The 16817-nt window shown below is 72.6% G+C and carries 17 protein-coding genes; 6 read left to right on the plus strand and 11 right to left on the minus strand.

Features of this window, described 5'->3' with window-relative positions:
• Positions 1–48: 48 nt before the first annotated feature.
• From AB0N27_RS10110 to AB0N27_RS10120, 3 genes are read right to left on the minus strand one after another with little or no spacing between them, the layout of a single operon-like run.
• Positions 49–1209, minus strand: coding sequence for an anhydro-N-acetylmuramic acid kinase (locus AB0N27_RS10110; protein WP_364366338.1), 1161 nt, complete (start codon positions 1207–1209; stop codon positions 49–51).
• Positions 1209–2447 carry a class I SAM-dependent RNA methyltransferase gene (locus AB0N27_RS10115; RefSeq protein WP_364370595.1) on the minus strand — a complete coding sequence of 413 codons (1239 nt, stop codon included), beginning with the start codon at positions 2445–2447 and terminating at the stop codon, positions 1209–1211. The genes AB0N27_RS10110 and AB0N27_RS10115 overlap by 1 nt, the downstream gene beginning before the upstream one ends.
• 28 nt (positions 2448–2475) lie before the next feature.
• On the minus strand, positions 2476–4572 hold the full coding sequence (locus AB0N27_RS10120; protein ID WP_364366341.1) for an APC family permease: 2097 nt from the start codon (positions 4570–4572) through the stop codon (positions 2476–2478).
• Positions 4573–4736: 164 nt separating this feature from the next.
• Here AB0N27_RS10120 and AB0N27_RS10125 point away from each other — a divergent pair, with 164 nt between their 5' ends.
• Positions 4737–5402, plus strand: coding sequence for a TrkA family potassium uptake protein (locus AB0N27_RS10125; protein ID WP_364366345.1), 666 nt, complete (start codon positions 4737–4739; stop codon positions 5400–5402).
• A 3-nt stretch (positions 5403–5405) separates the two neighbouring features.
• Entirely contained in the window at positions 5406–6095 is a 690-nt protein-coding gene (locus tag AB0N27_RS10130; protein ID WP_357987158.1) for a TrkA family potassium uptake protein, read from the plus strand.
• A gap of 28 nt (positions 6096–6123) precedes the next feature.
• On the opposite strand, the gene AB0N27_RS10135 is transcribed toward AB0N27_RS10130, so the two are convergent.
• The 4 genes from AB0N27_RS10135 to dut all read right to left on the minus strand — a co-directional run bounded on the left by AB0N27_RS10135 (position 6124) and on the right by dut (position 8553).
• The gene (locus tag AB0N27_RS10135; RefSeq protein WP_364366348.1) at positions 6124–6807 is read right to left on the minus strand and encodes a DUF3159 domain-containing protein; all 684 of its coding nucleotides are present in this window, start codon (positions 6805–6807) and stop codon (positions 6124–6126) included.
• Positions 6808–6832: 25 nt separating this feature from the next.
• Positions 6833–7213: an OB-fold nucleic acid binding domain-containing protein gene (locus AB0N27_RS10140; protein WP_364366351.1), complete on the minus strand. Its 381-nt coding sequence runs from the start codon at positions 7211–7213 to the stop codon at positions 6833–6835.
• Positions 7214–7328: 115 nt separating this feature from the next.
• On the minus strand, positions 7329–7991 hold the full coding sequence (locus AB0N27_RS10145; protein ID WP_364366354.1) for a DUF3710 domain-containing protein: 663 nt from the start codon (positions 7989–7991) through the stop codon (positions 7329–7331).
• A 25-nt stretch (positions 7992–8016) separates the two neighbouring features.
• The gene (dut, locus tag AB0N27_RS10150) at positions 8017–8553 is read right to left on the minus strand and encodes a dUTP diphosphatase (protein WP_364366357.1); all 537 of its coding nucleotides are present in this window, start codon (positions 8551–8553) and stop codon (positions 8017–8019) included.
• A 90-nt stretch (positions 8554–8643) separates the two neighbouring features.
• Here dut and AB0N27_RS10155 point away from each other — a divergent pair, with 90 nt between their 5' ends.
• Entirely contained in the window at positions 8644–9171 is a 528-nt protein-coding gene (locus AB0N27_RS10155; protein ID WP_364370598.1) for a DUF3093 domain-containing protein, read from the plus strand.
• A 19-nt stretch (positions 9172–9190) separates the two neighbouring features.
• Here AB0N27_RS10155 and AB0N27_RS10160 read toward each other — a convergent pair whose 3' ends face one another.
• Both AB0N27_RS10160 and AB0N27_RS10165 read right to left on the minus strand, forming a co-directional pair.
• Positions 9191–9988, minus strand: a complete 798-nt coding sequence (locus AB0N27_RS10160; protein WP_364366360.1) for a hypothetical protein — start codon at positions 9986–9988, stop codon at positions 9191–9193.
• Positions 9989–10109: 121 nt separating this feature from the next.
• On the minus strand, positions 10110–10406 hold the full coding sequence (locus AB0N27_RS10165; RefSeq protein WP_007075406.1) for a DUF4193 domain-containing protein: 297 nt from the start codon (positions 10404–10406) through the stop codon (positions 10110–10112).
• 408 nt (positions 10407–10814) lie between these two features.
• On the opposite strand from AB0N27_RS10165, the gene AB0N27_RS10170 reads away from it, so the two are divergent.
• Complete coding sequence (locus AB0N27_RS10170) at positions 10815–11345, plus strand: LytR C-terminal domain-containing protein (RefSeq protein WP_357987176.1); 531 nt, start codon at positions 10815–10817, stop codon at positions 11343–11345.
• Between the two features lie 19 nt (positions 11346–11364).
• Here AB0N27_RS10170 and AB0N27_RS10175 read toward each other — a convergent pair whose 3' ends face one another.
• Positions 11365–12195 carry an inositol monophosphatase family protein gene (locus AB0N27_RS10175; protein WP_364366365.1) on the minus strand — a complete coding sequence of 277 codons (831 nt, stop codon included), beginning with the start codon at positions 12193–12195 and terminating at the stop codon, positions 11365–11367.
• A gap of 456 nt (positions 12196–12651) precedes the next feature.
• Between AB0N27_RS10175 and AB0N27_RS10180 the strand changes: the two genes are divergently transcribed.
• Together AB0N27_RS10180 and AB0N27_RS10185 are read left to right on the plus strand one after the other, a co-directional pair.
• On the plus strand, positions 12652–14265 hold the full coding sequence (locus AB0N27_RS10180) for an RNA polymerase sigma factor (RefSeq protein WP_357987182.1): 1614 nt from the start codon (positions 12652–12654) through the stop codon (positions 14263–14265).
• A gap of 245 nt (positions 14266–14510) precedes the next feature.
• Complete coding sequence (locus AB0N27_RS10185) at positions 14511–14744, plus strand: hypothetical protein (protein WP_139586187.1); 234 nt, start codon at positions 14511–14513, stop codon at positions 14742–14744.
• Positions 14745–15041: 297 nt separating this feature from the next.
• Here the strand turns inward: AB0N27_RS10185 and AB0N27_RS10190 are convergent, their stop codons facing one another.
• Positions 15042–16775 (minus strand): DEAD/DEAH box helicase, encoded by a 1734-nt coding sequence (locus AB0N27_RS10190; protein WP_364366369.1) that lies wholly within the window; start codon positions 16773–16775, stop codon positions 15042–15044.
• Positions 16776–16817 lie beyond the last annotated feature (42 nt).

Here is a 16817-nt window from a genome sequence, read left to right on the forward strand (position 1 = left end):
CAGCCCGACCCGAGCCGCCCGGGTCACTCCCGACGGCTGAGCGCCTGCTCAGGGGCGGATCCGCAGTCGGCGCGGCGGGGTGGCCGGTGCGCCGGAGTACGCCGGGCCGGCGGGAGTCCACGAGCCGAGCACCGCCCCACGGCCGGCCCCGGTCACCGACGGGATCGATCCGGGCAGGCCGTGCCAGGAGAGCCAGCCCAGCAGCGCGAACGCGTATGCCTCCTTGGCCTGCGCGGGCACGCCCAGCTCATCGGTGCCGCGCAGCGGCCACCTGCCGGCGCCCAGCGCGGCGAGGCGCCCCAGCAGGGTGGGATTGCGCACACCGCCGCCGGCCGCGATGACCTCCACCACACCGTGCCTGTCGCACTCGGCGGCGACCACCCGCGCGGTCAGCTCGGTGAGGGTGGCCAGCAGGTCGTCCACCGGCACCGGCTCGCCGAGCGCGGCGAGGTGCCGGTCCAGGTAGCCGGCGTGGAACAGCTCCTTGCCCGTGGACTTGGGCGGCGCCGCCGCGTAGTACGGCTCGGCCAGCAGCGCGGCGAGCAGCCCCTGGTGCACCCGACCGGCCGCCGCCCGCGCGCCGTCGCTGTCGCACGGCTGGTCGAGGAAGCGGCGGGCCGCCGCGTCCAGCAGGGCGTTCGCCGGGCCCACGTCGTACCCGAGGACCGGCGCCCCCGGCGCGACCACCGTGAGGTTCGCGATGCCGCCGAGGTTCAGCGCCGCGCGCGGCCCGGCGGCGGCGTCGAGCAGCAGCGCGTCGAAGGCCGGCACCAGCGGCGCGCCCTGCCCGCCGGCGGCGATGTCCGCCGAGCGCAGGTCACTGAGCACCGGTACGCCGACCCGGGCTGCCACCCGGGCCGCCGCGCCCAGTTGCAGGGTGCCCCGGGCCGTGCCGTCGTCGACCCAGTGGAAGACCGTCTGGCCGGGCGAGACCACCGCGTCGACGGGCCCACCGGCCAGTTCCAGGCCGATGGCCGCCGCGTCGGCGAAGACCTCGCCGAGGCGGTTGTCGAGCCGGCAGACGGCCTCGATGGTGGTGGTCGCCGGCGGCAGCAGCGCGGCGATCTCGGCGCGCAACTCCTCGTCGTAGTCCAGACCGCGGTGCCCCAACGGCCGCAGCCACAGGGTGTCCCCCTCGACGTCGAACTCCGCGGCGACGACGTCCACCCCGTCGTACGACGTGCCCGACATCAGGCCGACGACGCGCATCAGCGCCCGTTTGTCGGGAGCAGCAGCCCGACACACTCGACGTGCTGCGTCATCGGGAACAGGTCGAACCCGCGCAGCGCGGCCAGTCGCCAGCCCAGGCCGGCGAACGTGCGCACGTCCCGGGCGAAGGCGGCCGGGTCGCACGCCACGTACGCGACCGCCCGCGGACCGGCGGCGGCGAGCGCGCGCACGACCGGGGCGCCGGCGCCCGAGCGGGGCGGGTCGAGCACCACCACGTCGACCGGGCCGGTGATCCGTCGGCGGGCCAGCGCGGTCTCCACCCGGGCCGACACCACCTCGACGTGGGGCAGGTCGGCCAGGTTCCGCCGGGCGGCGGCGACGCCCTGCGGCGCGGCCTCCACCACTGTCACCCGGCCGGTCGCGCCGACCCGGTTGGCCAGCCCGGCGGCGAACAGCCCGGCCCCGCCGTACAGGTCCCAGGCGCGCTCGCCCGGCCGCGGGTCCAGCAGCTCCAGCACGGCCGTGGACAGCGTGTCGGCCGCCGCCGGGTGCACCTGCCAGAACGCGGACGCCTGCAGCGTCCAGTCCCGTCCGGCGGCCACCTCGCGCACCTCGGCCGGCCCGCGTACCGGGGTGGACACCCCGTCGTGGACCTCGGCGACGCTGACGTCCCCGCCGGTGCTGGCGACGGTCTCCACCGCGTCGGCGGCCGGCCAGCTCGCCCCGGTCGGGGTGAGCACCGGGAGCTGCTGGATGGCCGGGTGGGCGATCCGGCAACGGTCGATCGGCACCACCTCGTGCGAGCGGTGCTTGAGCAGGCCGGCCCGGTCGGCGGCGTCCACCGCGTAGCGGACCCGCGAGCGCCAGCCCAGCAGCCCGCCGGGCAGCGCCTCGACCCGAACGCCGAGCCCGTCCAGCTCGTCGTCGCCCAACCCGCCGAGGCGGGTCAACTGCTCGCGCACCACCGCGGTCTTCCACGCCAGCTGGGCGTCCGGGGCGACGTGTTGCAGGTCGCAGCCGCCGCAGGCGCCCGGCTTCGCGTACGGGCAGGGCGGCTCCACCCGGTCCGGCGAGGCGTCCAGCACGGTCACCGCGTCGGCCCGGACGAACCCCTTGTGCACCTCGGTGACCTCGGCGATCACCCGCTCGCCGGGCAGCGCGTGCCGGACGAAGACCACCTGCCCGTCCACCCGGGCCACGCAGTGCCCGCCGGGCGCGACGGCGTCCACGGTCAGCTCGACGCGTTCCGCCTCGGCCAGCCCGCGCTCCGGCGCCACAGGTGTCGCGGCGTCGCCCAGCTCCGGCTCAGTCACGGCCGGCACCGCCCTGCGCCTGGTCGACAGGGCCACCGGCACCCGGGACGCCGTCGCCGGTAGGCGTGGAGACCACCGGCGGCACGTCCGGGGCCCGCAGGCCCATCCGGGGGCCCCGCGCCGGGGTGTTGGACAGCGTGGCGTCCAGCCGGTCCAGGTTCTTGCTCGCCGTCGAGGCGAGCTGCCACGGCACGCTGACCACCATCACCCCCGGTTCGAAGAGCAGGCGACCCTTGAGGCGCAGCGCGCTCTGGTTGTGCAGCAGGTTCTCCCACCAGCGGCCGACCACGTACTCCGGGATGAAGACCGTCACCACGTCCCGGGGCGACTTGCGGCGGGTGGAGGCGACGAAGTCCAGGATCGGCCGGGTGATCTCCCGGTACGGCGAGTCGATCACGGTGAGCGGGATGGCCATCTCCCGTCGCTCCCACTCGGCCTGCAGCGCCCGGGTGTCCTCCTCGTCCACGTTGACTGTCACTGCGGTGAGCGTGTCCGGCCGGGTGGCCCGGGCGTACGCGATGGCCCGCAGGGTCGGCTGGTGCAGCTTGCTGACCAGCACGATCGCGTGGTTGCGGGCGGGCAGCACGGCCCGGCCCTCGTCCGGTGGGGTCAGCTCGACCGCGATCCGGTCGTAGTGCCTGCGGATGGCGAGCATCAACAGGTAGATCACCGCCATCGCGGCGATCGCGATCCAGGCCCCGAGCAGGAACTTGGTGACCAGGACGATCACCAGCACCGTTCCGGTAAGCCCCATGCCGAAGGTGTTGATGGCCCGGGAGCGGTGCATCCGCTGCCGCGCCTCGGGGTCCCGCTCGGTACGCAGCCGCCGGTTCCAGTGCCGGATCATGCCGGCCTGGGAGACGGTGAACGACACGAAGACCCCGACGATGTAGAGCTGGATGAGTCGGGTCACCTCGGCCTGGAAGCCGACGATCAGCACGATCGCGAAGAGGGCGAGGAACGTGATGCCGTTGGAGAAGGCCAGCCGGTCGCCACGGGTGTGGAACTGGCGGGGGAGATAGCGGTCCTGGGCCAGGATCGAGCCGAGCACCGGGAAGCCGTTGAACGCGGTGTTCGCGGCCAGGAAGAGGATCAACGCGGTCATCCCGGCCACCACGTAGAGCAGGATCGAGCCGGAGCCGAAGACCGTCTCGCCGAGCTGGGTGGTGACCGTCTTCTGCACGTACCCGTCGGGGCCGGAGACGATCTGCAGGGCCGGGTCCTCGACGAACTGCAGGTGGGTCAGCCGGGCCAGCCAGATGATCCCGACCAGCAGGCTCACCGCGATCGCGCCCAGGAGCAGCAGCGTGGTGGCGGCGTTGCGGCTCTTCGGCGCCTTGAACGCCGGCACCCCGTTGGAGATCGCCTCGACGCCGGTGAGCGCGGCGGCGCCCGAGCTGAACGTCCGCAGCAGCAGGAAGATCAACGCGAAGCCGGTCACGCTGTGCTCGGCCTGGATCACCAGGTCGGCACTCGGCGCGCGAAGGTCGTCACCGAGCACGAACACCCGGAACAGCCCGGTGAGCAGCATCCCGCCCATGACGATGACGAAGCCGTAGGTGGGGATCGCGAACGCGGTGCCCGACTCGCGGAGCCCCCGCAGGTTGACGGCGGTCAGCAGGACCACAGCGATCACCGCGATGAGGACCTTGTGGGTGGCCACGAACGGCACCACGGAGCCCAGGTTGGCGACCCCGGAGGAGACCGACACCGCCACCGTGAGCACGTAGTCGACGAGCAGGGCGCTGGCCACGCCCACCCCGAACTTCGGCCCCAGGTTGACGGTCGCCACCTCGTAGTCACCCCCACCGGAGGGGTAGGCGTACACGTTCTGCCGGTAGCTGGCCACCACCGTCAGCATCACCACGACCACCGCGAGGGCGATCCACGGCGAGAACACGTACGCGGAGGCGCCGGCGATGGAGAGGGTCAGGAGGATCTCGTCGGGCGCGTACGCGACGCTGGACAGCGCGTCGGAGGCGAACACGGGCAGCGCGATGCGCTTCGGCAGGAGGGTGTGCTGCAGGCGGTCGGACCGGAACGGTCGACCGAGGAGCAGCCGCTTCAGCAGCGAGGTGGGACTGGCCACGAACGCCAAGGGTACGACCACCACGACCAGAGCGCGGGGGTGGGCGATCGTGACCGCCGGGCGGCACGGGGTACGGTCGGTCCCCCGCCGCGCAGTGGGACGTGGCAGGCTGCATCGAGAGGCCACCGGCAGCGGGAGCGGTACGCACCTTTGGGAGGGACAGCGTGCACGTCGTGATCATGGGTTGTGGCCGGGTCGGGTCGACCCTCGCCCACAGCCTGGAGTCCCGGGGGCACTCGGTGGCGGTGATCGACCAGGACGCCGACGCCTTCCGCCGGCTCGGCCCCGACTTCGCCGGGATCACGGTGACCGGGGCGGGCTTCGACGGCGAGGTGCTGCGGCAGGCCGGCATCGAGCGGGCGGACGCCTTCGCGGCCGTCTCCAGCGGCGACAACTCCAACATCATCTCGGCGCGGCTGGCCCGCGAGACGTTCGGCGTGTCCCGGGTGGCCGCCCGGATCTACGACCAGCGCCGGGCCCAGGTGTACGAGCGCCTCGGCATCCCCACCGTGGCGACCGTGCGGTGGACCGCCGACCGGATGCTGCGGCACCTGGTGCCGGAGGGCAACGTGGAGATCTTCCGCGACCCCACGAGCACCGTGTCGATCGTCGAGGTCCCGGTGCACAAGGACTGGATCGGCCGGTCGGTGCGCGCGCTGGAGGAGGCGTCCGGGGCGCGGGTGGCCTACCTGATCCGCTTCGGCATCGGCACGCTACCCACCGCCTCCACCGTCGTGCAGGAGGGTGACCAGGTGTTCATGCTGGTCAGTGACGACATCGTGGCGACGGTCACGTCGGTGGCGGCGACGCCGCCGGAAGGGGGGCACTGAGCCATGCGGGTCGCCATCGCGGGCGCGGGCAACGTGGGCCGCTCCATCGCCCAGGAGTTGATCGACAACGGCCACCAGGTGATGCTCATCGAGCGCCAGCCGAAGATGCTGCGCCCCGACCGGGTGCCGGCGGCCGAGTGGGTGCTCGCCGACGCGTGCGAGGTGGCCAGCCTGGAGGAGGCCAACGTCGCCGGGTGCGACGTGGTGGTCGCGGCCACCGGCGACGACAAGACCAACCTGGTGCTGTCGCTGTTGGCCAAGACCGAGTTCGCGGTGCCGCGCGTGGTGGCCCGGGTCAACCGGGCCGAGAACGAGTGGCTCTTCACCGAGCAGTGGGGCGTGGACGTCGCGGTGAGCAAGCCGCGCGTGATGGCCGCGCTGGTCGAGGAGGCGGTCACCGTCGGCGACCTGGTCCGGCTCATGACCTTCCGGCAGGGCGAGGCCAACCTGGTCGAGATCACCCTGCCGCCGACCGCGCCCTACGTCGGCCAGCCCATCCACGCCGTCCCGTTGCCGCGCGACTCCGCGCTTGTGGCGATCCTGCGCGGCAAGCGGGTCCTGGTGCCCAGCCCGGACGACCCGATCGAGGCCGGCGACGAGCTGATCTTCGTCTGCACCGCCGAGGTGGAGGACGACGTCCGCGCGGTGATCCTCGGCCCGGACAGCGTCGAACGGACCCGCGGCTCGCGCTGACCGCGCGGCTGAGGGTCGCCTGGAACGCTCAGGCGCCGGGCAGCGGGGTGGGCTGCGGCTCCCGGGTGACCCGGCGCACCGTCCAAACGGTGATCAGCAGCAGCAGCGCGTACGGCGGGTAGCCCAGGGCCAGCCGGGCCACGCCCAGCGCGGTGTCCTGGTGGGCCAGGTAGAGGCCGGCCTGCACGCCGACCTTGGCCAGCCAGACCACGCCCCAGAGCACCGTCAGCTGGGTGAAGGTGCGCACCAGCTTCGGGTCGGCCCGCCACTCCGAGCGGCCCTTGGCGACCAGCACCGACCAGATCCAGCCGACAAGCGGCTGCCGGATGGCCGCCGAGATCAGCAGCGCCACGCCGTAGCCGATGCCGTAGAGGATGCCCGGCAGGTAGAAGTCCCGTTCGTCGCCCGTCCGCCAGGCGATGGCGGCGCCGACACCGACGCCGAAGAGCCCGTTGATCGCGTGCCGGATCGGCCGACGCTGCGCCAGCCGCAGCCCGGCGATCAGCACCGCCACCGTCACCGAGGCGATCACGGCGGGCCGCAGCTCGCCGATGATGTTGGCCAGGACGAAGACCACCACCGGGATGCTGGACTCGACAAGCCCCCGCCACCCGCCGAGCTGGTCGGCCATCTGCTCGGCGATCGTCGGCAGGCGCTCGTCGTCCTCGGAGCCGGTGTCCGGCTGCGCCGCCCGGTCCTGTCCCGTGGTCATCGCCGGCCTTCCGTCCGCAGTGCCGTCACTTGGGCGCGTCCAGCTCGTAGTACGGGTTGTAGATGACCTTGCGGTCGTCGCGCACCGCCACCCGGCCGCGGGCGGTCAGGTGCCGCCCCGGCTCGATCCCGGCGATGTGCCGCCGACCCAGCCAGACCAGGGTGACGACGTCACTGCCGTCGTACAGGTCGGCCTCGAGCGTCGGCAGGTTGGTCCTCGGGGTGTAGACCACGGTGCGCAGCCGACCGGCGACCGACACCACCTGACCCCGGGAGCACATCTGGGCCGGGATGCCGCCGCACTCGGCGCTCTCCCGACGCAGCTCCTGCGCGTCGATCTCGGCCTCGCTGGCGGTGAACCGCTGCAGGAGCCGCCGCAGCGACACCCTGCCCTCGTCGGTCATCATGACCTCCGCGTCACCCTCTCCACGCTCACCGGTCTCGACCGGCCCCGGCGGCGCCGGAACCGTGCCGCCAGCGTACGCCGACGGGGCGGGTTCCGGCGCCGCTGGTGCGCGTCGGTCAGACCTGGCGCGGCTCGGCGACGGCGGAGCCGCCCTCGGCGCCGGCCTGGTCGGCGATCTCCCGGGGCAGCCGCAGCGGCAGCGGCTCGCGGACCGGCTTCGCCTCCTGGCCCCGGTCGACCACCAGGCCCTCCAGGCACTCGGCCAGCGGACCGGCGGCGGCCGGGTCGGTCGCCACCGGACCCTGGAAGACACCGCGGACCATCCAGCGCGGCCCGTCGACACCGACGAACCGCAGGTTCGTCGGACCGTCCGGGGTCCGTACCTGGGCGTGCAGTTCGGGGCCGTACTCGCCCTCGACCTCCTGCGCGGCGGCACCGTCGCGCAGCAACGACTGGCGGATCTCCTCGCGCACCTCGTCCCAGATCCCCTCGGACCGGGGGGCGGCGAAGACGCCGAGCTGCAACGCGTTGTCCCCGTGCACGAGCACCACCTGCTGGACCACACCCTGCGGGTCGGCCTGCACCCGCACCTCCACCTCGGCGATCGCCGGGATGTGCAGGCTGCCCAGGTCGAGCCGCTGCACGTCGTCGTCGACCTCGGAGATGTCGTACGGGCCGCGCACCAGCGCCGACGCCTCGGCACCCTGGTCGAGGACCTCGGTGGTCCGCTCGTCGCGGGTGCGCCGCTCGGCACCTGCCCGCTTTCGGGAGAAGATCACTGCGCCCACCCTCCGCTGTTCACACTCACCCTGCCACCTCTTCCGTCCGCCCGCGTCCCGGCTCGTCCGGCCGCTGCTCGACCCGACCCTGACCCGCCGGCGTCGGCACCAGCCCGGCGTGTCCGCCGGTGGAGCCGTGCCCACCGGTCCCCCGTCGGGACCCGGGCAGCTCGGCCACCGGCTCGAACCGGGCCCGCGCGACCCGCTGCACCACGAGCTGGGCGATCCGGTCGCCGCGGGAGATCTTCGCCGGTGTGTCCCGATCATGGTTGATCAGGTTGACCAGGATCTCACCCCGGTAGCCGGCGTCGACCGTACCGGGCGCGTTGAGCACGGTCACGCCGAGCCTCGCCGCCAGACCGGAGCGGGGGTGGACCAGACCCACGTACCCCTCGGGCAACGCGATGGCGACGCCGGTGGGCACCAGGGCGCGGCCGCCGGGCGGCAGCTCCACGTCCGTGGCCGCCACCAGGTCGGCGCCGGCGTCGCCGGGATGGGCGTACGTGGGCAGCGGCAGCTCACCGTCGAGCTGCCGCACGGGCACGGGTACGACGTCGGTCACGGGTCCCCTCTTCTGTCCGGTTCACGGGGTGACCCTGCCATCCTGCCGGTTGGCCGGCCCGTCGTGCGCCGTACCCTCGCAGGAGTGAGCATGTCGCCCTCCCCGTCCGCCGGTCAGTCGCCCGCGACGGCCCGCCCGGCGTACGCCGAACGGCTGGACCTGCCCTGGTGGCTGTGGCTGGCGGGGCTGGTGGCCGCCGCGCTGCTGGCCGTCGAGATCTGGATGGGCGCCCCCGGCGTCCGCGCCTGGCTGCCGTTCGCGGTGCTGCTGCCGGCGACTGCCGCCGGGCTGTGGTGGCTGGGTCGGATCCGGGTCGCGGTCGTGGACGCCGAGCTGCGGGTGGACGACGCCCGACTGCCGGTACGGTTCGTGGCCGACGTCGTCCCGTTGGACGCCGCCGGCCGCCGTGAGGTGCTCGGGGTGGGCGCGGATCCGCTCGCCTTCGTGGTGCAGCGGCCGTGGATCGGCGGCGCCGTGCAGGTGGTGCTCGACGATCCGGCCGACCCGACGCCCTTCTGGGTGGTGAGCACCAGGCGCCCGGTCGAGCTGGCCGAGGCGGTGCTGGCCGCCCGTGACGCGCTGCGGCTCGCCGACCGGTCGGCCGGCGAGCCGAGCTGATCCGACGTCGACGGCCCGCTCAGGTGCCGGTGGGCGGCCCGGGCAGCTCCGGCGGCGGCGCCGGGCGGGCGATGCCACGGCGGCGCAGGTCCACCTGAAGCTGCTCGGCCATCTGCTGGGTGGCCCGACGGTTCAGGAAGCTGGCCACCGCCGCGCCGGTGAGGAACGGCCCGAGCGTGGTGAGGTTCCGGCCGAAGCGCCGCAGCAGCATGTCCCGCAGCTCCTTGCGGGCGGCGGTGCCGAGCACCGCGCCCACCCCGACGCCGGGCACCATCGGGTTGACGCCGCGCTGGGTGGCCCACGAGTGCACAAGGGTGACCGCCCGTTGGCTGCCGGTGCTCGGCAGCTCCACGCCGTGGATCTCGTGCAGCTCGCCTACCAGCTTCAGCTCCACCGCCACCACGGCGACGGTCTCGGCGGCGAGCAGCACCGGTGCGGAGAGCAGGGTCGGTGCCACCGTCCACTCGACGGCGGCGACTCCCCCACCTGCCGCGCCGATCGCCGCGGTGGTCCGCGACGCGTTACGGATCAGGCGCTCGGCCAGGGCGGTGTCGTCCAGCCCCGGAAAGTGCGCGCGCAGCGTGGCCAGGTCACGGACCGGCACGTGCGGGGCGATCTCGGCGACGGTGTCGACCATCCACCGTACGGCGGAGCGCGGCTTGAACAGGTCGGAGATCCCCCGGGCGCGGGCCTGCCCGACCATGCGTGTCAGCAGTTGACGGCGTCGGGCCGGCTCGATGTCGTCCGCGGTCAACGCGGCAACGGTGGCGCCGAGGTCGTCGGCACCACCGTCGGTGGTCTCGCCTCGATCGCTCATGGGTCGGACCTCCCGGTGCTGTGGGCTACCCGTTACGAGTCAAGCAGGTACCCACCGGAGACGCACTGCTACACCGGGAGCGGCGGCCCCGATCAGGAGGCCGCCGCTGGTGTCATGCGTGTCAGACGCACTCGCGGCAGATCAGCTCGCCGTTGCGCTCGACAGCCAACTGGCTGCGGTGATGTACCAGGAAGCAGCGGGCGCACCGGAACTCGTCCTGCTGCATCGGTAGCACCTTGACCGTGAGCTCCTCGTCGGCCAGGTCGGCGCCGGGCAGCTCGAAGCTCTCGGCCACCTCGGCCTCGTCAACGTCCACCGCGCCCGACTGTGAGTCGACCCGCCGTGCCTTGAGCTCTTCCAGGCTGTCCTCGCCGAGGTCGACCTCGTCGCGACGCGGGGCGTCGTAGTCGGTGGCCATCGGTTTCACTCTCCCATATCGATGTTGTCGCTTCCCGGTTGTAACGCCGGGCGACGCTGTTTCGGTTCCGCTGGCCGGCCACCACTTGTGTCGGGCACCCGACCCGGGGACCGAACGGGTCGGGACCGCTGGGGCGACTCCCCTGCGAGCGCGGAACCTTACCCCCCCTTGGGCGAGGCATGTATACCGCCCTTGCGGCTGAGATGTACGCCCCAGCACGCGAAGTTGTTCCCAATGTGACTCAGGCGACACGAAGATAGGGGTAGTAGTACCCGGTTCGCGGTCGCCGCGCCGGCATGTCGGACTGTTTCCACGCGACGGCCGGACAACCGTTAACCTCAGCGGCGTATTCGACGGCCGGCGGTCAGAGATCGTTGCCACCCACCTGACGTCCCGGGGAGTGCCCTGATGAGTTTCGCGCGAGTTCGAGCACTCGTCGTCGTCGGTCTGCTGGCGGTCATCGCCCTGGTCTTCGTCGTCGTGGCCGTGGTCCGCGACAGCCAGGGCAAGGCGGGCACCGCCGCGGGCTGCCCCGAGGGCTGGCCCCTGGCCGACCTGACCCTGCGCGAGCGCAAGGACGTGAAGATCAACGTCTACAACGCCACGAACCAGCCCGGCCTCGCCCGCACGGTCGCCGACGAGTTCAGCAACCGGCAGTTCCAGGTCAAGAAGACCGCGAACGAGAAGAAGCAGGTCGACGGCATCGCGGTGCTGCGGTACGGCCCGAAGGGCGTCGGCTCGGCGCACCTGCTGCAGGCGTACTTCCTCAACAACGCCGACCCGGGCTACGACGAGAAGCGCACCGACGACACGGTGGACGTCGTGCTCGGCAACGGCTTCCAGCAGTTGGCCACCACCACCGAGGTCAACCAGTCCCTCGGCGATTCCGGGGCGCCGGAGGCACCCAAGGGCACCTGCCCGATGCCGGTCAAGAAGTAGCCGGGCGGCCCGGGGCGCCTCAGGGGCCGCCGGCGGCGTCCAGGTCGTCCAGGCGGTCGTGCAGCGGCGCGAAGAGGGCCTCCGGAGCAGCGATGACCAGGTCCGGGCCGGCCGGCAGCCCGCGCAGGCCGGCCACCCGCAGCCCCGCCTCGCTCGCCACCAGCCCGCCGGCGGCCTGGTCCCAGGCCGCCAGACCCTTCTCGAAGTACGCGTCCACCCGCCCCTCGGCGGCCAGGCAGAGGTCCAGGGCGGCGGCGCCGAGGCGCCTGATGTCCCGCACGTGCGCGATCAGTCCGGCGACCACCCGGGCCTGGTGCGAGCGGCGCGCGGCGTCGTAGCCGAAGCCGGTGGCGACGAGCGCCTGCCCGAGGTCGGTCTCCGTCGAGCACCGCAACCGCTGCCCCGCCCGCCAGGCGCCGCCGCCGAGGGTGGCCGTCCACTCCTCGCCGGTGAACACGTTGCGGACCACCCCGGCGACGACCACCCCGTCGACCTCGGCGGCCAGCGAGACGGCGCTGTGCGCCAGTCCGTACAGGTAGTTGACCGTGCCGTCGATCGGGTCGACGATCCACCGCACCCCGCTGCCCGTCGCGCCGGGGGCACCGGCGCCGGGCTCCTCGCCGTACTCCTCGCCGAGCACCGAGTCGTCGGGGCGGATCGTGGCCAGGGCGTCCAGGACCTGCCGCTCGACGGCCCGGTCGGCGGCGGTGACCACGTCGGTGATCGTGGACTTGGTCGCGGCGACCTCGACCCCCGCGGCCCGCATCCGGTACGCGGTGTCCGCCGCCTCCCGGGCCACGTCCATCGCGATCGCTAGCAACTCCTGCGGCGTCGGCGTCGAGCCGGTCATGGTTCGTCCCTTTCCACACGCCGGCGCCCTGCGGCCCCACCATGATCCATCGTCGCGGCGACAAAACGACGCCGGCCAGTGTCGGGTCTGACCGGCATGTCCGCTTTGTATTGGTAATGTGCGCTAAGTGCTCAGCTCCCCGGCCCGCCCACGGCAACCATCGCTGGTCAACCGTCGGCCGGCGACGACGGTCGAGCCCTCAGCGCCGTACGCGAGTATCATCCTTACAAAGTCCACATCAGCGCCGAATCGGCGGTCTCACCGCCGTTACGCAGTGCGGCGCAGGATGATCGCCGCAGACGGCGTTACAATTCACCCCTGCCCACGCGCCACGGACCGCCGACCACCGGCCGGCCCGGGACACGGGGGCCCCTCAACCACATCGCCCGGCCTGGTTGACCCATGCTGTGCCGGACGACCCGGCCGTGCCCGCTCTTCGCCTCCGGAAGGTCATTCGTGACAGAACCCCGCCAGACCGGCGCCGACGTTCGCTCGCTCACCGACACCCTGATCGCCCACGCGCAGAGCGCCGGTGGTCAGCTCACGTCGGCCCAGCTCGCGCGCACCGTCGAGTCCGCCGAGGTGACTCCGGCCCAGGCCAAGAAGATTCTGCGGGCGCTCTCCGAGGCGGGAGTGACCGTGGTGGTGGACGGCTCGGCGAGCACCCGCCGCCGGGTCGCCGCGGCCCGGTCCACGACGCCGGCGTCCCGGGCCACCACCGCCAAGACCACCAAGAAGGCCGCCGCCCCCGCCCCGAAGCAGGCCCCCGCCTCCGACGAGGCCCCGGCGACGCCCGCCCCGCGCAAGGTCGCCCCCCGCAAGGCCGCCGGCAGCACCGCCGACGTGGCTGCCGCCGCCGCGCCGGCGAAGGCCACCAAGTCGACCCGGGCCACCAAGGCGACGGTCGCCGCGGCAGCCGGCGCCAAGCCGGCCAAGGCCGCCGGCAAGGCCAAGGGCGAGGGCGCCGACGGCGAGATCGACCCCGAGGAGCTCGCCGCCACGATCGAGGACGTGGTCGTGGAGGAGCCGGCCGAGCTGGCCCAGGCCGCCGAGACCGACGCCGCCGCCTCCGCCACCGACAACGACTTCGAGTGGGACGACGAGGAGTCCGAGGCGCTCAAGCAGGCCCGGCGCGACGCCGAGCTGACCGCCTCCGCCGACTCGGTCCGCGCGTACCTAAAGCAGATCGGCAAGGTCCCCCTGCTCAACGCCGAGCAGGAGGTGGAGCTGGCCAAGCGCATCGAGGCCGGGCTCTACGCCGCCGAGCGGCTGCGCGCGGCCGACGAGGGCGAGGAGAAGCTCACCCGTGAGATGGTCCGCGACCTCGGCTGGATCTCCCGCGACGGCGAACGCGCCAAGAACCACCTGCTGGAGGCCAACCTCCGGCTCGTCGTCTCCCTCGCGAAGCGGTACACGGGTCGCGGCATGGCCTTCCTCGACCTCATCCAGGAGGGCAACCTCGGCCTGATCCGGGCCGTGGAGAAGTTCGACTACACCAAGGGCTACAAGTTCTCCACGTACGCCACCTGGTGGATCCGGCAGGCGATCACCCGCGCCATGGCCGACCAGGCCCGCACCATCCGCATCCCGGTGCACATGGTCGAGGTCATCAACAAGCTCGGCCGCATACAGCGCGAGCTGCTCCAGGACCTGGGCCGCGAGCCCACGCCGGAGGAGCTGGCCAAGGAGATGGACATCACACCGGAGAAGGTGCTGGAGATCCAGCAGTACGCCCGGGAGCCCATCTCACTGGACCAGACCATCGGCGACGAGGGCGACAGCCAGCTCGGTGACTTCATCGAGGACTCCGAGGCAGTGGTCGCGGTCGACGCCGTCTCCTTCTCGCTCCTGCAGGACCAGCTCCAGCAGGTTCTGCAGACGCTCTCCGAGCGTGAGGCGGGTGTCGTACGCCTGCGGTTCGGCCTGACCGACGGCCAGCCGCGGACGCTCGACGAGATCGGCCAGGTCTACGGGGTGACCCGGGAGCGGATCCGGCAGATCGAGTCCAAGACGATGTCCAAGCTGCGGCACCCGTCGCGTTCGCAGGTCCTGCGGGATTACCTGGACTGAGCAGGTTTCGTCAACCGAACGTGTCGTTTTGACCACCTGGTGTGCAACACCAGATGGTGATCGTCCGGATGCACGAATGTGATCGTTGACGTGGCACCCTGGGTGCACGGCACACTGTCCCTGCCATGTGTGACCTCGGTCCCCCGCGGGCACACAGGGAAGGCAAGGCCCGTCAAGGGTGTTGCACGATAGGTGAGCAACGACCGAAGAGATTGTTCATCGGTGACGACCAGAGGAGGAAGGCGATGACCCCGACCCTCACGCCGCCGCCCGAGACGGTGGCGCCCCCAGCCGCCGATGAACGGTGCGACCGCTGCAATGCTGCCGGGAAGCTCCGGATCACTCTGGCGGGTGGGAGCGAGTTGGTGTTCTGTGGGCACCACGCGAACAAGTACGCGGAGGATCTCGTGAAGATCACCGAGCGGTTCGCAACGGAGCCCGATTTCAGCTGGCGTGGCGCCGAGTTGATGGCGAACTAGATCCGCAAACCGACATAGCCGGCCGGAGGTACCCCGAGGGTGCCTCCGGCCGGCTTTTTCGCTGTCTCGCGCCCCGATCGTCCCGCACGCCGCACCTCTGGGCAGGCCGCACGCCGCACCGCCTGAGGTTCGCCAAGATCTGCACAACTTCAGGGATGTTGCTGCCTCAGACGCCGGGGAGGCAGCAACATCCCTGAAACTGTGTGATCGCCGCGCCTCGCGCTCGAACCACGGAAGTAGTGGCCTCAGCGACACGTGGACACCACTACAACCGCCGGTGCCGGTGGGGTGGTGAGGTCAGAGGGTTTGTACGGTGGCGATGCGTTCTTCGAGTTGCTCGATGGTGGCCTGGGCGCTGGGCGGCCCGCCGCAGAGCCGGCGCAACTCGGCGTGGATCTTGCCGTGGGGCTGGCCGGTGCGGTGGTGGCGGGCGGCCACGAGGGCGTTCAGTTGGCGCCGGAGCGCCACACGACGCTGGGCGGCACTCATTGGTGCCGGAGGCGCCGCAGCGGGCGCAGCGGCCGGCTGAGCGGCCCCGTCGGCGGTCCGGCGGCGTTGGGCGGCGAGTTGGGCGGCCTGCCGCTTGGTCAGCAGCAGGGACACCTGGTCGGCGGTGAGCAGACCGGGCAGACCGAGGTACTCCTCCTCCTCGGGGGTGCCGGCCTGGGCGGCGGTGCCGAACGACGCGCCGTCGAAGATCACCTGGTCCAGCTCGGCGGTCGCCGAGAGGGCGGCGAAACGCTTCTCCAACTCCCCGCTGGCCTGGTCGTCGCGCTGTGCCCGTTCCAGCAGGTCGTCGTCGAGGCCGTCGGAATCCTTGGGTTTGCCGAGCACGTGGTCCCGCTCGGTCTCCATCTCGCTGGCCAGGCCGAGCAGGTGCGGAACGCTGGGCAGGAAGACCGACGCGGTCTCCCCGGGTCGCCGGGCCCGCACGAACCGGCCGATCGCCTGCGCGAAGTAGAGCGGGGTGCTGGCGCTCGTGGCGTAGACCCCGACCGCGAGGCGGGGGATGTCGACCCCTTCGGACACCATCCGCACCGCGACCAGCCACCGCTGGTCGGACGCCGCGAACGTCGCGATCCGCGCGGACGCGCCCTGGTCGTCGGAGAGCACCACGGCGGCCTTCTCGCCGGTCACCTGCTCGATCAGCTTGGCGTACGAGCGGGCGGTCTGCTGGTCGGTGGCGATGATCAGGCCACCGGCGTCGGGCATTCCGGCGTTGCGCAGCACGGTGAGTCGGGCGTCGGCTGCCCGCAGCACCTGGGGCATCCAGTCCCCGGCGGGGTCCAGGGCGGTACGCCACGCCTGCGCCACCAGGTCCTGGGTCATCGGCTCGCCGAGCCGGGCCGCCAGCTCATCCCCGGCGTTGGTGCGCCACCGGGTCTCCCCGGAGTACGCCAGGAAGAGCACCGGCCGCACGACGCCGTCGCGCAGGGCGTCGGAGTAGCCGTACACCGAGTCGGCGCGGGAGCGCAGCAGCCCGTCCCCGCCCCGCTCGTAGCTGACGAACGGGATGGGGTTGTCGTCGGAGCGGAACGGCGTCCCGGTGAGCATCAGCCGTCGTACGGCCGGCTCGAAGGCGGCCTTCACCCCGTCGCCCCAGGTGCGGGAGTCGCCGGCGTGGTGGATCTCGTCGAGGATGACCAGGGTGCGCCGGGTCATGGTGCGCCGCCTGTGCACCTGTGGGGCCATTCCGACCTGGGCGTAGGTGATGACCGCGCCGTGGAAGTCGGCCGCCGAGTGCACGTCGGCGTTGCGGAACGCGGCGTCGAGCTGGATGCCCACCCGGGCGGCGGCCTCCGCCCACTGGCTCTTCAGGTGCTCGGTGGGGGCGACCACGGTGACCGCCTCGACGGTGCCGTCGGCGAGCAGTTCCGCCGCGATCCGCAGGGCGAAGGTGGTCTTGCCGGCGCCGGGTGTGGCGACCGCTGTGAAGTCCTCGGTGCGCCGGCGCAGGTACTCCACCAGGGCCTTGCGCTGCCAGGCACGTAGTGCCGGGAACGTCTCGAGCACCGGCGTCCGGGCTGCCACGCGAAGCTCCTCTCCGACCGCACGACGGCGGACCCGGGGCGA

Origin of the sequence: Micromonospora sp. NPDC093244 (assembly GCF_040683695.1) — a bacterium.
In the GTDB taxonomy this organism is placed as follows: Bacteria; Actinomycetota; Actinomycetes; order Mycobacteriales; family Micromonosporaceae; genus Micromonospora.

Bases quoted from the DNA above. Each gene is read 5' to 3' on its own strand.
- AB0N27_RS10135 (WP_364366348.1), bottom strand. From the start codon at position 6,807: ATGACCACGGGACAGGACCGGGCGGCGCAGCCGGACACCGGCTCCGAG.
- AB0N27_RS10165 (WP_007075406.1), bottom strand. From the start codon at position 10,406: ATGGCCACCGACTACGACGCCCCGCGTCGCGACGAGGTCGACCTCGGC.
- AB0N27_RS10170 (WP_357987176.1), top strand. From the start codon at position 10,815: ATGAGTTTCGCGCGAGTTCGAGCACTCGTCGTCGTCGGTCTGCTGGCG.
- AB0N27_RS10160 (WP_364366360.1), bottom strand. From the start codon at position 9,988: ATGAGCGATCGAGGCGAGACCACCGACGGTGGTGCCGACGACCTCGGC.
- AB0N27_RS10140 (WP_364366351.1), bottom strand. From the start codon at position 7,213: ATGATGACCGACGAGGGCAGGGTGTCGCTGCGGCGGCTCCTGCAGCGG.
- AB0N27_RS10185 (WP_139586187.1), top strand. From the start codon at position 14,511: ATGACCCCGACCCTCACGCCGCCGCCCGAGACGGTGGCGCCCCCAGCC.
- AB0N27_RS10110 (WP_364366338.1), bottom strand. From the start codon at position 1,209: ATGCGCGTCGTCGGCCTGATGTCGGGCACGTCGTACGACGGGGTGGAC.
- AB0N27_RS10130 (WP_357987158.1), top strand. From the start codon at position 5,406: ATGCGGGTCGCCATCGCGGGCGCGGGCAACGTGGGCCGCTCCATCGCC.
- AB0N27_RS10155 (WP_364370598.1), top strand. From the start codon at position 8,644: ATGTCGCCCTCCCCGTCCGCCGGTCAGTCGCCCGCGACGGCCCGCCCG.
- AB0N27_RS10175 (WP_364366365.1), bottom strand. From the start codon at position 12,195: ATGACCGGCTCGACGCCGACGCCGCAGGAGTTGCTAGCGATCGCGATG.